Genomic DNA, 14,854 nt, shown 5'->3' with positions numbered 1-14,854 from the left:
TTAAATTTCAAACAGTTTCTAAGAAATATTGTGCCATGATTCTAAGTAGTTGTGTAGTAATTGTTTGGTGAAAATTCGCGGGGGGGGGGTGAAGTGTAAAACAATCATACAGTACTGTAAAATTTTCATACAACATTGATACTTAGAGCACGCCGCGACTTAACTTTTGGGTTTGTAATTTGTTGTAAATCAATGATAAGCAATACGTGGTTCAAAAAATGACTGTGGATTTCAGGTGGTTTCAAACCCCTCGGAATCCACACCTGTTAAAAATTGTCGCGGTAGTAATGTGCTGTATATCAGTGTGTAATAATATGCTTATGTTAAGTCGCGGTGTGCCTCTTAAAATTCGTTCATTATCGTTTTAAAGATTTTTTCCAATACCTTTTCATCCAGGACTGTTTCGAGCGGGAATCCGAAAACGGCTGACGAGCCTTTGCCGTCCGTGCCTTTGCGGAAAGTGGCTGCCGGAATGTTATTCCCGCGATAACGCATTATGGTCGTTCCTCCTTCAGCGGGAAGGATGCCGTCCGGAAATTCCACGCAGTAAACCGAATCGTTCAGGGTGTGCGAATACAGGCCTTCCATGCCTTTGAGCTTCCCGATGCCGTAAAATCCTCCTCCGCCGGCAGGGCAGTCCGAAAGCCACTTGAACCCGAGTACCTCCCCGGCAAACCGTGAAGCCTCCTCCATGTAAGTGCTGTCTATGGTAACGCCTCCGTAGATGACATCGTTGAAATCGGTACCGACATCCGCCCCGGAAACGATTATGCAGCCCCCTTTGCCATGGAATGATTCCAGGGCCTCTATAAGCGGTCTCGGGTAGCACCTGAAATGCGTGCCGAGGATTCCTCTTCCGAGGGGCGTGGTAAGCTGTTTGCCGAGAATCAGGTCTATGGCGGAAAAACCGTTTTCCGGGCTTATCCTCTCGTGCATCTGCGTGTACGCGTCCCTGCCGAGCGAACAGAACGAATATCCGGCGGCCATGAGGGCGCGGCCGTGTACGTATGGATAATCGAATGTGTTTCCTGCTATTGTCTTGCCTTCGTATTCTGCGCCCGAAGCTCCGAATCCCGGGTTGTCATCATCCACCCAAGGGATATCCCTGCGGAATTCGTATTGTTCTCCGGTGAAGCAGATGTCTTTCAGGTACGGTACTCCGTAATCCCTTCTGCTGTTGAATCCTCCGAGCAGCGTGTCCGCTGTCGCGAAATGTGCCGGAGGCGCTATGCGGTCGAAGCCGTTAACTATGGCGACCGTCCCTTCGGATTTTCCAGAAGGGATTCCGATGCTAAGTATTTCCGATGGGAAGCTCAGGCCTCCGCGGTTGGCGGCGACGACCTTGAAACTGTAGATGCGTTTTTTCTCGATTTTTACGAAGAGCGAGTCGGCGCAAGTTTTCCTTCCGTTGTCCCAGGCTCCCCCGTCGATTCTCGTATATACTATATAGCTGTCCGGAACGGCGGTAGGCTCGATTTCGTCAATTGCGGGCTCCCATTTCAGTACTGCGCCTCCGTTTCCGAACATGACGGAAAAATTTTTCACCGGCAGCGGCTGTACGGCATATTCCGTCCCGTAACGCTGTGCCAGATATTTTAGAATCCCCTTGTAAACGGCCCTCGAAACAGTGAACCGGAATCCCGGGTCGAGGCCGTATATCATGTCTGCAAGGTTCTGGTGGGACATCGATTCAAGAAGGACCATCGGTACGGGCGGCGTTCTGGCTTCATAATATGACCTGTCCCACAGCTGCCTCCGTGTCCATTCCGGTTCCCACAGGGTGCGTATGTCGTTGACTGTCTGGCTCTGAATCGAGTTTCCGAGTTCCCTGGAGGTTATGCGGTCTTCGCCTGTGGGAAAACGTTCTTCGTCTTCGCTTTTGAGAGTGTGTATGGCAAGGGTGCCTATGATGGAATCGTTGCGGAAGACCCCGGCATCCGAATGGAATGCAAAGGCCAGATCCACCGGTACGTTCAGCCCCTCTTTTCCGGGATTCGCCTTTGAACCGCCGCTGAGCCTGTCTACCCAATGGCCGCGGCACATGTAGTCGTCCATATAGTCGTTCTTCCCTTCGTTAAGGTTGTAGACCGTACTGTCGTATCCTGCGTACTGGAGCCAGTAGCGGGCCCCCTCGCACCACCGCGGCATGCCGGAGACACTTTCCTCTGTCAGAAGGTTTCCGTCTTCGTCTTGTGTGCCTCGGGCTATGTTGCCCATGCCTCCCCCGAATTTGACCGCATCGGCGGTGACGGTGCTTCCGCCGTTTTTACTGGAGCCGTCCCTGGCAGTTCCGGCAAGCAGCACCACTTCGGCCTTCCTGTCGAAATGAAATGTCCCGAGGTATATCCATGTCCCTCCGCCCATCGACTGGTCTACGGTGAATCCCGTATCTCCGCCGGCATGTTTTACGATATATCTTGCCGCCGTACTGCTGCCTTTTTCGGTTTTGTACGAAACGTATACTGCATATTCCCCGCTTTCCGGAAGTATTGCTTTCCATACTGCCTTTCCGCTTATCTCCAGGGCGGTGCCGCATTCGAAAGGATTTTCGCCGCCACGATAGGTCTTCTTATTGCCGAACCCTTTTCCCGCAATCCGTGTTTTGCCTTCGGCCTGGAAATTCCCGGATGTCCTTGTCCCCGATTCGGGTGAATCGTTGTCTACTATGATTTCGATGTCGTTGATGTCCCTTTCGCGTGGCAGGAAAACGTATGCCCCGGCATTTTCAAGCATCGGTACCAGGTACGGTATGACGTATGACTGGGTATAAAGGTCTTCGACTGTCTGCATGAGCCTTGCCCTCTGCCATTCCCATCTGTCGAGGCTCTGTTCATAATAGTAACCGTGGCTCTGCCAGAGCGCTATGTGCCTTCCTTCCAGTCCCTTGTCTGCATTTATATGCGTGCCTTCACGGGTTACTATGCTGTGCCTTTCCGGATTGGGGTCGTAGTCTTTCCCGTTTTCAGCCTTATAGGCCGAATGTTCCGGATTTCCGTCGAAGTTTATGGGTGTGATTGTATAACGGCTTATTTCAGAGCCGCTTGTGATGATTTTCCTGATGTCGTATTTTCTGTATTTTTCCGGCAGCAGCCTTCGGGCCATCGCATAAAGTTCCGGAATGTCTTCTTCTATGAACGGGTATCCAGCAAGTACGCGGTTGAAGCATAAATCGATTTTTCCTCCACGTACGTTCACCCGCGAGACCTCCAGCTTCTCGATTCCGAGGTAAATGTCATAGCGGGCCGCTATCGAGTCGCACAGCGGGGCAAACAGTTCTTTCGTCCCGTTGCCGCCCTGTGCATGTGCGGCAAAAGCTCCGGAAGCCAGTCCGCTGAAAACCAGTATGAAGAAAAATATGAAAGTCTGCCCTTTTTTCATTTTTTTACTCATTGTTTGTAGCGGATATATACGCTACGGTATGATGTCAAGGGCAAATATAGCTAATTTTCGGACTTGAATTCAAAAGTTACCGACTTAGTGTCTTGGGTTATATGCACATCATCATTCTCAACCAAATTGGTCATAACGAAATTGGACGTTATCCCGTTTTCCATCCTGTAATTTATGGTTGCAAGATAATATTCTTGCGGAACGTCTGCGTATTCGATTGAAGTGATTTCGAATGGAATGTCTTCCCCATATTTTTCGGCTATCATGAGCCTGATTTGCTCTTCAAGTGATTCCATGTCTTCGGCTATTTTATCACCGCTTGGCGCTGTGATTGACAGACTGTCATTTGCCGTTTCTTCAGTCAATGTGTCTGCCGGGGCCGGTTTGTCGCAGTCGGAACATTTGCAGCCGGTCAGTCCGGTAATTGGGACAATGGCCATTAGGCAGATCAGAATGGCGTATGCGTTCTTTCTCATAATGAATAGTGTATTTATTGTTCAACGTTTACTTCAATCCTTGCTGTGGCAAGCGATGCCGCATTGCCTGTATGAAAATAAAAATATATTTCGTGGTATATGGTTCCTGAATATTCCAATTCCATCGAGAAGCGATAGTTTACGGTTTCGTTCCGTCTGATTGTTTTGCGGAAATGTCTGCCTGCGGGAATCGTTTTTATACAGCCGCATGTGGTCTCTATCTTTTCTATGGTGATGTTTTCATGTCCGTAATTCGTAACCGAGACAGTGATGTTTGCCTCGTCTCCGATATGGTAAGGCCCTTTTGCTATATGTGTTTCCAGTTTGAGTGGCGATTCCGCATTTTCCAATAGGAACATTTTGCTGATTGTTTGTATTAGAGAAGAATATGTCATCTTCGGGTAGGATGAGTGCAGATATCTTTCTATGAAACCATGGGCCATTTTCGCGATGCTGTCTTTGCTGAATACATGCGAACCGTAATGCAGTTTGAGGTACTCGCTGAACGGATATTCCGATATCATAGCCAGGCTATCGGCTTTTATGTATTTTCCATAATATGTCTCTGTCGTATCCGCTATAAGTTGTAGGTGGCTTTCTATGAACTCATTGACATTCATGATACTTTCCGGTATGGCGGAGTTTTTCCGGAATCCGAAATTTCTATGACGGATTCCTTCGTTATGAGGTGATATCGTGCTTTCGATGGATATGCATGCATACTCGGAAATACCGAAAACGATGTTTTCCAATTTCCCGTTTTTGTCGAATATCAGCGTATAAGGCGAATTCCATGTTCCCAATAACCATTCATACCAACGGTTATCGGGATTGTCAGTGTTGATGAAGTCCCATATTGCCTGATTGTCGTGTTTCATCGCAAGAATGACAGTATTTCTGTATTCTTTTATATTGCTGCTGTCTGTCAGTACGATACAGAATTTTTTCCCTTTTTGCCCAGCCTCTTCCTTCATTTTCTCGAAAGGCGTTTCATGTCGGATACGCTCTTTGGGTATGTTGCATGCCGGAATCAAGTTCAGAATCGGGAAAACGAGAAGGATAATGTATGGTAGCAGCACCCTATATTTATAGTTTTTAATCATAATACGCGAATTTTTCGAAAGATAGTAAAATTATTTTAACAAAAACTGTCGCGCGGCGGCATTCTGTCAATTATTCGGGAGTATTTTTGCGGATAATCGTTAAATATTGATAACTTTGTCTGCCGCAAGGCGGCGGATTCAGCCGCCGGGCCGGCTTCGCACGGATGCGAAATATTGTTTAAATAAAATACAGGTGAGAAAATCATGCAGCGGAACATTTTGATTACCGGTGGGGCCGGATTCATCGGAAGCCACCTTGTGCGCCATTTCGTGAAAAAATATCCTCAGTACAAGATCGTGAATTACGATAAGCTGACGTATGCCGGGAATCTTGAGAATCTGAAGGATATCGAAAATGAACCGAATTATGTATTCGTGAAAGGGGATATTTGCGACGAAGCCGCGCTTGCGGAGGTTTTCGTAAAATATGCCATAGACGGGGTAGTGCATCTCGCGGCCGAAAGCCATGTGGACAGATCTATAACAGACCCGCTCGCATTCGCCAGGACAAACGTACTCGGAACCCTTGCTCTCCTTCAGGCGGCTAAAACAGCGTGGAGCGAAGGTGCGAAAAACGGGGCTGCGGATCGGTATGAAGGAAAGCTGTTTTACCATGTTTCGACCGACGAGGTTTACGGGGCCCTCGGTTTCGACGGTTCGATGTTCACCGAGAAGACCCCGTATGCCCCCCACAGCCCGTATTCGGCTTCAAAGGCATCTTCCGACCATTTCGTAAGGGCTTTCCACGACACATACGGTTTCCCGTGCGTGGTTTCCAACTGCTCCAACAATTACGGCCCCTACCAGTTTCCCGAGAAACTGATACCGCTGTTCGTCAATAATATACGCCACTCGAAACCTCTGCCTGTGTACGGCAAGGGAGAGAATGTCCGGGACTGGCTCTACGTAGAAGACCACTGCAGGGCGATAGACCTGATTTTCCATAAGGGAAAGCCGGGCGGGACTTACAATATCGGAGGCAACAATGAGTGGAGCAACATCGACCTCATAAGGCTGATGATAAGGATTACCGATGAAGAACTCGGCCGTCCTGCGGGAGCGAGCGACAGCCTGATAACCTTTGTCCGGGACAGGGCCGGTCATGACCTTAGATATGCGATAGATTCTTCCAAATTGCGGCACGAGCTCGGCTGGAGGCCTGAAATGCCTTTCGAGCAGGGAATCCGGCAGACCGTAAAATGGTATCTCGCCAACGGAGCCTGGCTGGACAACGTGACTTCGGGCGCATACGTCGAATATTACGACAGGATGTACTCCGGAAGATGACTTTAAAAGTATCCGGTGATTCCCTTTATTGGTTTTATGGGTGTAAGTTGTTGATAAATAGTAAATTATAATAATTTATAGGTTTTATCGTCTCCCCCGTTGTGCTGAAAAAAAAGGCCTGTGGGGGAATTTTTTATCCTTTATTTGTGTTGTAAGTATTTGATAATCAATAAATTATAGTATATTTTAAAGAGAAAATTTTCTCCCGTAAGTCGTAAGCGAGTTATTTGTTAACGATAATATCTTAATTTTGCAGCATATTTATGGGAGAGAAGATAATGAAGGGGAGAGAGATTTATCATATTTGCACTGACGGATTGTCAAGGAACATTCTTTTCAAAAGCGACACAGATTATATAAAAGCCATTAATGACATTGCAGTGTGTACATTTGCAAAATGTCTTTCAATGTATTGTTTTTGTCTGATGGACAATCATGTTCACTTTATAGCAGGTGGGAGTTACGATGCGTGTCTTGCATTTATTCGTATGTTTAAAAGACGTGTCAATCTTCGTGCGAAATGTTTCAGTGCTGACATATCGATAAAAAGGATAGATAATCCGGAATATCTGAGGACGGCAATCGCATACGTGATAAGGAATCCTGTCGCTGCTAATATTCAGGTAGCTCCGGGAGAATACAGGTGGAGCAGCGGAAATCTCTATTTTTCAGACAGAAGTAAAAGTATGGCCGGTACAAGGAACATATCATCGCTGGGGTATGATGAAATGCGGGCATTGGTTAATTCGCATGTGAAACTTCCCGGCAAATATGCTGTCGCTTGCAATGGGATGATTCTTCCCGGCAATTACGTGGAACATGTTTTTGTAGAAAATCTATACGGGAACGTCAGGCGGTATTTATATTATTTGTCAAAAAATGACGATTTGGAAATGGAAGAAATGAGTACGGACATGTTGCGTAAAGTCAAATACGAGGATAAAGAACTGTACAATTCGATGACAGATATCTGTTTCAAGGAATTTGGAAAAAACAGTGTTGAAGAGTTGTCGATTGAAGGACGATTGAAGATGGCCATGAAACTCAAGAAAAAATATGGAGTGGGGCTGAAACAGGCTGCAAGGGTCGTAGGGCTTGATCCTGAATTGCTCAGAGGGCATTTTTAGACTTGGTGTTCCGCCTTTTTCACTATGCCGATGCTGGCCTCGTAGAGCAGCCAGATGGGGAGTGAGACGATGAAGAGGGTGAAGATGTCGGAGGTCGGGGTTATGATTGCGGCGACGACAAGTATTATTACGATGGCATGCTTTCGGTATTTTTTCATGAAGTCCGCTTTCAAGAAGCCTAATTTCGCAAACATCCATGCAACCACGGGGATTTCGAATACGATTCCCATCACGAGGCACATCGTAAGCAGGGTGCCCATGTAGGACTGGAGGGTGATGAGGTTGTCTACGTCCGCACTGACCTGATACGTGCCGAGGAAACGGAAGGTAAGCGGAAAAATCAAAAAATAGCAGATGGCTACGCCGGACATGAAGAGCAGGTATCCGCTTCCGGCCACTTTTACTGCATAATGCCTTTCGTTTTCATACAGGGCCGGGGATACGAAGCGGAAAATCTGGTAAACGGCGTATGGGGAGGCTAAAATCACTCCCGAGCATACGGCTGTCTTCATGTGTATTATGAACTGTTGGGCAAGTCCGGTGTTAATCAGCCTTACGTCGAATTGCGGAAGCCCCCCGTCGTTGCCGAACAGGCTTCCGGCAATGCCCAAAAGCCTGTAGGTTATGAAGTCCGGCTCCTTTGGCGCGAGCATTATGTTGAAAAGCCCTTCCCTGAAGCAGAATGCCGCAATTCCGAATGCAAGAGTGACGACAAGTATTTTCAACAGAGCCGTCCTCAATTCATCCAGATGTTCCCAGAAAGACATTTGTTTTTCCGAGCCGCCCATTGTCCGGTTTCAAGCCTCTTTTTTCTCTTTTCCGGTGTCGGGTTTTTCCTCTTTTTCCGTATCGGAAACGCTGAGGTCTTTCTCGACTTCGTTCACGCCTTCCTTGAAGGATTTTACGCCTTTCCCGAGGCTTTTCATCAGTTCGGGGATTTTCTTGGCCCCGAAAAATAGGAGGATGATTACAAGTATCGCTATTATTTCCGGCAGGCCTATGCCTCCGAGGAACAACGGGAGTGTCATTGTTGAAATTTCCATTTTTATGATATTTTTATAAAATTTCCTGTTTTAGTTTTTCCACATATTCGTCTATTCTCTGCATTTCCTTGGGAATGAAAATTCCCTGCGGACAGTGCGGGCTGCATTGGTTACAGCCTATGCAATGTGCCGCCTGGCGGAGTTTCGGGACGGAGCGGTCATATCCGACGAGGAAGGCCCTGCGTGCTTTGCGGTAATTTGGGTCCTGCCGGCTTGCCGGTATGTTCCCTTCGTTGATGCACTTGTTGTAATGCAGGAGTATGGCCGGTATGTCGAGCCCGTAAGGACAAGGCATGCAGTATTTGCAGTCATTGCAAGGGATGGTGTCGAATTCCATCATCATGGCGGCGGCCTGTTGGAGCAAAGCCAGCTCTTCTTCATCCAGAGGGTCGAGCGGGCAGTATGTGTGCAGGTTGTCCTGGAGGTGCTCCATCCTGGTCATTCCGCTGAGTACGGTCAGGATGTCCGGGAAAGTGCCTGCAAAGCGGAAAGCCCATGAGGCCACGCTTTTTTCCGGCTCTCTTTCCTTGAACATCTTTACGATGTTGTCGGGGACATTGGAAAGCCTTCCTCCGAGGAGCGGTTCCATGATTACCGCAGGAATGCCCCGCTTTGCCAGTTCCCCGTAAAGGTATTCGGCATCGGTGTTCCGCGGGTTGATTTGCTTTGCATATTTCCAGTCGAGATAATTCAATTGAATCTGTACGAAATCCCATTTGTACAGATCGTGCCTTGCAAGCATCGTATCGAAGACTTCCACATCGCCATGGTACGAAAATCCGAGGTTCCTTATACGTCCGGCCTTGCGCTCTTCAAGCAGGAAATCGAGCATTCCGTTGTCTATATAACGCTGTTCGAATTCTTTCATGCCTCCCATGCCTATGCCGTGCAGGAGCATGTAGTCGATATAATCTACCTGCAATTCCTTGAAAGAATTGCGGTACATCTCGATGGAGGCTTCGCGGCTCCAGGTCGACTTGGCAAAATTGGAAAGTTTCGTCGCGATGAAATATTTGTCCCTCGGATGGCGCTTGAGGGCTATCCCGGTTGCGCGTTCGGATTTTCCCTGGCAGTAGGCCGGGGAGGTGTCGAAATAATTGACACCGTGCTCCAAGGCATAGTCGACCATCGAATTTACCATTTCCTGGTCGATTTCTTCCACACCTTCCCTCGCGCTACGGCCTCCGACCGACGGGAGACGCATCATTCCGAATCCGAGAAGGGATACCCGGTCCCCGGTCGTAGGGTTTGTGCGGTATGTCATTTTTCCTGCGGGAGGTTCTCCCTGCACCGGATTGTCACCTTTGTTCCGCGGCCCGCATCCGATTGCAAGTGCGGCTGTGGATACTGCCGCCGTACCGGCTCCGAGCCTTTTCAGAAATTCCCTCCGGTCCATCATTGTCTTATCATTGCCGTTTTTCATAATATCCGTTTTTATATGGTAGTATGTACCTGCCTTCCTTCTACGTGGATTGCGCTGAACGGCCGTGCCGGACAGAGGTTTTCACAGGCTCCGCAGCCGATGCAGCGTGCTTCGTTTATGGCAGGCACCATTGCTTTTCCGTGCTGGCGTTTGCGTTTCCCGTTGCCTTGTCCGCCTCCATGACCCTTGCCGTGGCCTTCGTTTTCGCAGACCTCGCTGCAAGGTACCATGACAATGGCTCCGGTAGGGCAGTGGCGTGCGCAGTTGCCGCAGGCTACTCCGTCAGTGAGCGGTATGCAGTTTTCCCTGACCCATACTGCATGTCCTATGGATATGGCCGATTTTTCGGCCGGGGTTATCTTCAGTATCGCTCCTGTAGGGCATACTTCCGAGCATTTCACGCATTCCGGACGGCAGTAGCCTCTTTCGTATGAGGATTCCGGCTGCATCAGTGTCATGAGTCCGGCCGACGGCCTGAGCACCCCGTTCGGGCAGACGGAAACGCAGAGCTGGCAGCCGGTGCAGTGCTGTGCCAGGTTTTTCAGGCTCACTGCTCCCGGAGGCACAATCGGGGTCTGTCTGTGCAGGGCTTTCTTTCCTATTATCTCGGCAAGCCCGCCGTCTACTTTCTTTTCCTGTGCGGAAAGCATGGTAGCTCCGAGGAATACTCCCGCTCCGGTAAGGAAGCTCCTTCTCGATTGGTCTTTCGGGCCGGAGGTTTTCGGATCTGTGGCTTTCGTGTCGGCGGCGTTTGCTCCTGCCTGCACAGCGTTTTTCCCGGATGCCCGTTTCTTCCAGCCGACGAACCTGTATTTCAACGCCCCGTGCTTGCAGTTGTCCACGCAGTCCATGCAGGCTACGCAGCGCGAATAGTCTATCTTGTGATTTTTGTAATCAATGCACGATGCCTTGCATTTGCGGGTGCAGAGGCTGCATTCCTTGCATTTTTCAGCATCGATAACCGGTTTGAACAGGGAAAAACGGGAAAAGAACCCGAGTACGGTGCCGACAGGGCATATCGTGTTGCAGTATGTCCTCCCGTTGCGCCATGCGAGTATCACTATGGCTATGAGGGTGGCGGCAGCTATGATGAAGGTCGGTATGCTCCTTATCCATACTTCCGTCTCGTAAAAGGCATAGCTTCCGGCTCTTTCGGCTAAGAATGCCAGCAGGTTGTTTCCCCAGCGGTAAAGCGGCGAGAACAGATTCTGCACCATGCGCCCGTATGCGCTGTACGGGTCGAGCAATGCCACTAAGGAACCGATGCCGGCGATGATTGCGATTACGAAAAGCGCAAGTACGCTGTAACGAAGCCATGATTTTGCGGGAGAATAGGTAAAACGCGCCTTTTTCTTCTTCCTCCTTCCGCTAAGCCAGGAGACTATGTCCTGGAAAACCCCCATCGGGCAGATTACCGAGCAATACACCCTGCCGAAAACCAATGTCAGGACAATCAGCGCAATGACTACGGCGAGGTTGAGGGCCATGACGGCAGGGAAAAACTGGATTTTGGCCAGCCATCCGAACCATGTGTGCAGGGTTCCCGTAAAATCAAGGAAAAGCAGCGTTATGAGCGTGAAGCATACCGCCGCAAGTACAATTCGTATCTTTCTTAACATAATCAAAATTTTGCAAGCCGCGGAGCCGCGTGGAATCCTGATACCGTACGGTTCCGGATGCAAAATTATTGTTAATCCGTAAAAAATGCAATGCGCCCGCTACGGATTTTTAAACAGCTTCCTGCCAATTTTACTGTTTCTTATCTTTTCTTGAGTTTAGGGAAAAGTTTTCTGAACCGCAGAAGCACTGCCGGTATCCTGTCGCCCGTGACGATGAGCATTACTGCAAGGATAATGAGCAGTATACCGAAAATGATACGGTCGGTGAGGCTTTCGTTGAAGACGGCCGCGCCTATTATTACGGCGGTTACAGGCTCCAGAGCGCCGAGGATTGCGGTAGGTGTCGCTCCGATGTAATGTGTGGCCGTTGTCGTGCAGGTAAGGGATACGGCTGTCGGAAGTGCGGCGAGGGCTATCAGGTTGAACCAGTGGTACCATTCTTTTACAGGAGAGATTCCGGTTCCGAATCCCGTCAGGCAGAAAAACAGCACCGTGCCAGTCACCAGGCCGTAAAATGTCAGTTTGACGGTAGGCACCTTGCGAAGTATCCTGGACTGGTTCACTCCGACAATATACACTGCATAGAGCAGGGCGGAAGCGGCGACTATCAATACTCCGGTAATGTTCAGGGTCGTCCCGTCATCGCCTTTGTACAGGAGTCCTATCCCTATCAGGGACAGAATGATGGATACTACGGTGGCGAGCCTTACCTTTTCCTTGAAGAACACTGCCATTATCACGGCTACCAAAACCGGATAGATGAACAGAATCGTTGAAGCGATTCCGGCCGCCATGTACCGGTAGCTGAGGAACAGGGTTATCGAAGACATCGCGAAAATCAGTCCGGCGATGATTATCGGGATTATTTCCTTTTTCTGCAACCTGAAATCCCTTCCCCTCGCCTTGATCATTACCGCCAGCATCGGCACTGCGAACAGATACCGGTAAAACAGTACGCTATATGTGTCCATCCCCTCCGCATACAACGGAAGGGCGAACAGGGGGTTCATCCCGTAGGTCGCCGCAGCTATCGCCGCAAGCACAATGCCTTTAGCCTTATCACTCGCCATTATGATTCGTTTTTATAGCCGTTTTCGGCCGGTCTCACTGCTGTTCTCAGCCGATTCTGTGCCGTTTTGGACCGCTGTTCCGTCGTTGTTTTACGCCGGTTCCACTGCTGTTTTGGGATCGCTGTTCCGAAAACGGGCGCAAAGATACTAAAATTTTCCCTCCGCCAAGGAGGAACGCAAGGCGTTAGGCGCGGGTATGAAGCATGGGGCAGAAGGCGCAATGCGTTAGGCATAATGCATGAAGCGCAAAGCTTGAAGCACACCCTGACTTAATTTCTTTTCTTGTAACATATTGTAAATTAATGATTAACGATATGTGTAACAAAAAATGGTTGTGGATTTCAAGGGGTTCCGAACCCCTTGAAATCCACGCTTAAAAAATATCTTAATGATGCTAATTTGTTGTGTGTCAGTGTGTAATGGTGTATATGTATTAAGTCGGGGTGTGCCTTGAGACAAGACCCTTTCAGACTTGTTCGGCGCCGTTGCCCGAAAACGTATTTTCAAAATCGTCGCGGAGTAAAGTCAGAATATGCCCCAGCCAATTTTTCCCTTTCCATTTACTCCTGTCTGTCGCACCTTCATCGTCCTTTGTCATCCCTATGCCCCAAATCGTATCGTATGGGCTTGCTTCCACCAATGTCGTCCCCCGTGTAGCGAGCAATTCATCGAGCAGCTGCCTGTTTTGTGCAAATTTGTATTTGTTCGCTTCATATACTATCCTGCGGCAATTGACAGCCCACAGTCCGTTGTCGAATCCTTTTACTTGCCTGCCCAGTTCCTTTTGGGTGCGCACATTCCCTGTGTCCAGTATCTTTTCAGCAGTTTCGTAATCATTGAACAAAATGGCTTTCTGAAACATCATGTATTGTTCGGCCGAATTGAATCCTATGCCCAATGCCCTGAAATCGCTTTTATGCCATTGGGAGAAAAGGGAGGAATTTTCCCCAAAAAATGTGTAATCCTTGTCGTGTTCCCGAGGATTTTTGCAGAAATAATCGGCATTGTCTCCGAGCCCGGACAACCGTATCGCAGAAGAATCGGTTTCGTCAATATCCAGGCCATCGAGTTCTCCGGATGAATCTATGAAGATATATCTGGTGTTAGTCGTTCTGTGTGAGGCCTCAAACCTCAGCAGCGGATTCATTTCGCAGTCTTCGGCAAGTGAATAGAGCAGGTGCCAGCCGTCTTTTGAAGACAGTTCGCCGTATGGGCGTATGTCGTCCGGCAATTCCAGACCGCTTGCGGAAAAATATTTTTTCATTCTGCCGGGGGGAAGTGAACCATTTTCCCGCTTTTTTGGTGCACTTTCCCGCCGAAAATGTTGATTTTACCGCCATTTCGCCTTTTTTCCGGGGAAAGTGAACCACTTTGCCGCGAGTTTGGTGCACTTTCCCTCGGAACTGGGTGTGGCGTTTTCGGATAATCGCAGTCAATCGCGGACAATTGCGGAATTTTTGCAGTCAATCGCTATTTTTGCATACAATCATTATTTTTTATCGTTTTTTTTACCTTTAAACACAAAACACAAAAACACACATAGCACACGTATTTTTTTATACACTGAATTTTAGAATCTGTTTAAATTTTATTCAAAAATGATTTTATGGCAGCGATATGCATCCTGGCTTCGTGCGTATCGGCCCTGTATTCATAGTCAATGGTCAGTCTCCTGAAGTTCTCGAGCCATGAGAAAGTGCGCTCGACAATCCATCTTTTTGGCATGGGGACAAATCTGTCCGTCCGTTTGTCGGACCTGAGTACGACATCCAGGTCGCAATGCAGCAGTCTCTTGACCGTGTTCCTGACAGTCTCGCCCCTGTAACCTCCGTCCGCCAGAATCCGTTTCAGCCCCGGGAATTTGTATCTCATGGATTCGAACACCTCTTCCGCCCCTACGCTGTCATGGACGTTTGCCGGATGGACTCTCACTGACATGGGCAGCCCCAGTGTGTCAACCACTATGTGCTCCTTCCTGCCCTTTATCTTTTTGTTTCCGTCTATTCCCCTTTGATCATCAATATGATGGGAGGTCCTGACACTCCTTGAGTCGATGATCCCAAGGCTGGGACTCTCCGCCCTGCCCGAAAGACGGCGGACAATGCCGCGGAGGGTGTCGAAGATCTCTTCAAGCAGGCCCTCGTTCTTCCACTTGCTGAAATAGTAATACACTGTCTGCCACGGAGCGAAATCCGATGGGAGCATTCTCCACTGCACGCCGGTCTTCACGATGTACAGGATGCCGTCAAAAACAGAGCGCAGTGAATATTTTCTGAATCTTTCTTTGGGGTCTAACATATTTTTTATAACTTGCCA

The 14,854-nt window shown here is 48.8% G+C and carries 12 protein-coding genes; 2 read left to right on the top strand and 10 right to left on the bottom strand.

The window, feature by feature from the left end; genetic code table 11:
- Positions 1-342: 342 nt before the first annotated feature.
- From B5F83_RS09800 to B5F83_RS09790, 3 genes are all read right to left on the bottom strand, one after another.
- On the bottom strand, positions 343-3,378 hold the full coding sequence (locus B5F83_RS09800) for a hypothetical protein (protein ID WP_087280407.1): 3,036 nt from the start codon (positions 3,376-3,378) through the stop codon (positions 343-345).
- 62 nt (positions 3,379-3,440) lie between these two features.
- Positions 3,441-3,866: a hypothetical protein gene (locus B5F83_RS09795; RefSeq protein WP_087280410.1), complete on the bottom strand. Its 426-nt coding sequence runs from the start codon at positions 3,864-3,866 to the stop codon at positions 3,441-3,443.
- Positions 3,867-3,880: 14 nt separating this feature from the next.
- A complete protein-coding gene (locus tag B5F83_RS09790; protein ID WP_087280413.1) occupies positions 3,881-4,969 on the bottom strand; it encodes a DUF1573 domain-containing protein in 1,089 nt (362 codons plus the stop codon).
- A gap of 204 nt (positions 4,970-5,173) precedes the next feature.
- On the opposite strand from B5F83_RS09790, the gene rfbB reads away from it, so the two are divergent.
- On the top strand, positions 5,174-6,256 hold the full coding sequence (gene rfbB, locus B5F83_RS09785; RefSeq protein WP_087280417.1) for a dTDP-glucose 4,6-dehydratase: 1,083 nt from the start codon (positions 5,174-5,176) through the stop codon (positions 6,254-6,256).
- A gap of 488 nt (positions 6,257-6,744) precedes the next feature.
- The gene (locus B5F83_RS09780) at positions 6,745-7,383 is read left to right on the top strand and encodes a hypothetical protein (protein WP_143822534.1); all 639 of its coding nucleotides are present in this window, start codon (positions 6,745-6,747) and stop codon (positions 7,381-7,383) included.
- Here the strand turns inward: B5F83_RS09780 and tatC are convergent.
- The 7 genes from tatC to B5F83_RS09745 all read right to left on the bottom strand — a co-directional run.
- Positions 7,380-8,171 (bottom strand): twin-arginine translocase subunit TatC, encoded by a 792-nt coding sequence (gene tatC, locus B5F83_RS09775; RefSeq protein WP_087280423.1) that lies wholly within the window; start codon positions 8,169-8,171, stop codon positions 7,380-7,382. The genes B5F83_RS09780 and tatC overlap by 4 nt on opposite strands.
- A gap of 9 nt (positions 8,172-8,180) precedes the next feature.
- A complete protein-coding gene (tatA, locus tag B5F83_RS09770) occupies positions 8,181-8,426 on the bottom strand; it encodes a twin-arginine translocase TatA/TatE family subunit (RefSeq protein WP_343234010.1) in 246 nt (81 codons plus the stop codon).
- A 13-nt stretch (positions 8,427-8,439) separates the two neighbouring features.
- On the bottom strand, positions 8,440-9,849 hold the full coding sequence (locus B5F83_RS09765; protein ID WP_087280426.1) for an aldo/keto reductase: 1,410 nt from the start codon (positions 9,847-9,849) through the stop codon (positions 8,440-8,442).
- Positions 9,850-9,860: 11 nt separating this feature from the next.
- Positions 9,861-11,468 carry a 4Fe-4S binding protein gene (locus tag B5F83_RS09760; RefSeq protein ID WP_087280443.1) on the bottom strand — a complete coding sequence of 536 codons (1,608 nt, stop codon included), beginning with the start codon at positions 11,466-11,468 and terminating at the stop codon, positions 9,861-9,863.
- A 140-nt stretch (positions 11,469-11,608) separates the two neighbouring features.
- Entirely contained in the window at positions 11,609-12,538 is a 930-nt protein-coding gene (locus B5F83_RS09755; protein WP_087280431.1) for a DMT family transporter, read from the bottom strand.
- A gap of 466 nt (positions 12,539-13,004) precedes the next feature.
- On the bottom strand, positions 13,005-13,802 hold the full coding sequence (locus B5F83_RS09750) for an NADAR family protein (protein WP_204207381.1): 798 nt from the start codon (positions 13,800-13,802) through the stop codon (positions 13,005-13,007).
- A gap of 317 nt (positions 13,803-14,119) precedes the next feature.
- Positions 14,120-14,854 (bottom strand): IS5 family transposase (locus B5F83_RS09745; protein ID WP_143822533.1); only part of this gene is annotated, 735 nt, incomplete at its 5' end.

This window comes from Muribaculum sp. An289 (genome assembly GCF_002159555.1).
Lineage (GTDB): Bacteria > Bacteroidota > Bacteroidia > Bacteroidales > UBA932 > Merdivivens > Merdivivens faecigallinarum.
This window is presented reverse-complemented; position numbering and strand designations above follow the sequence as displayed.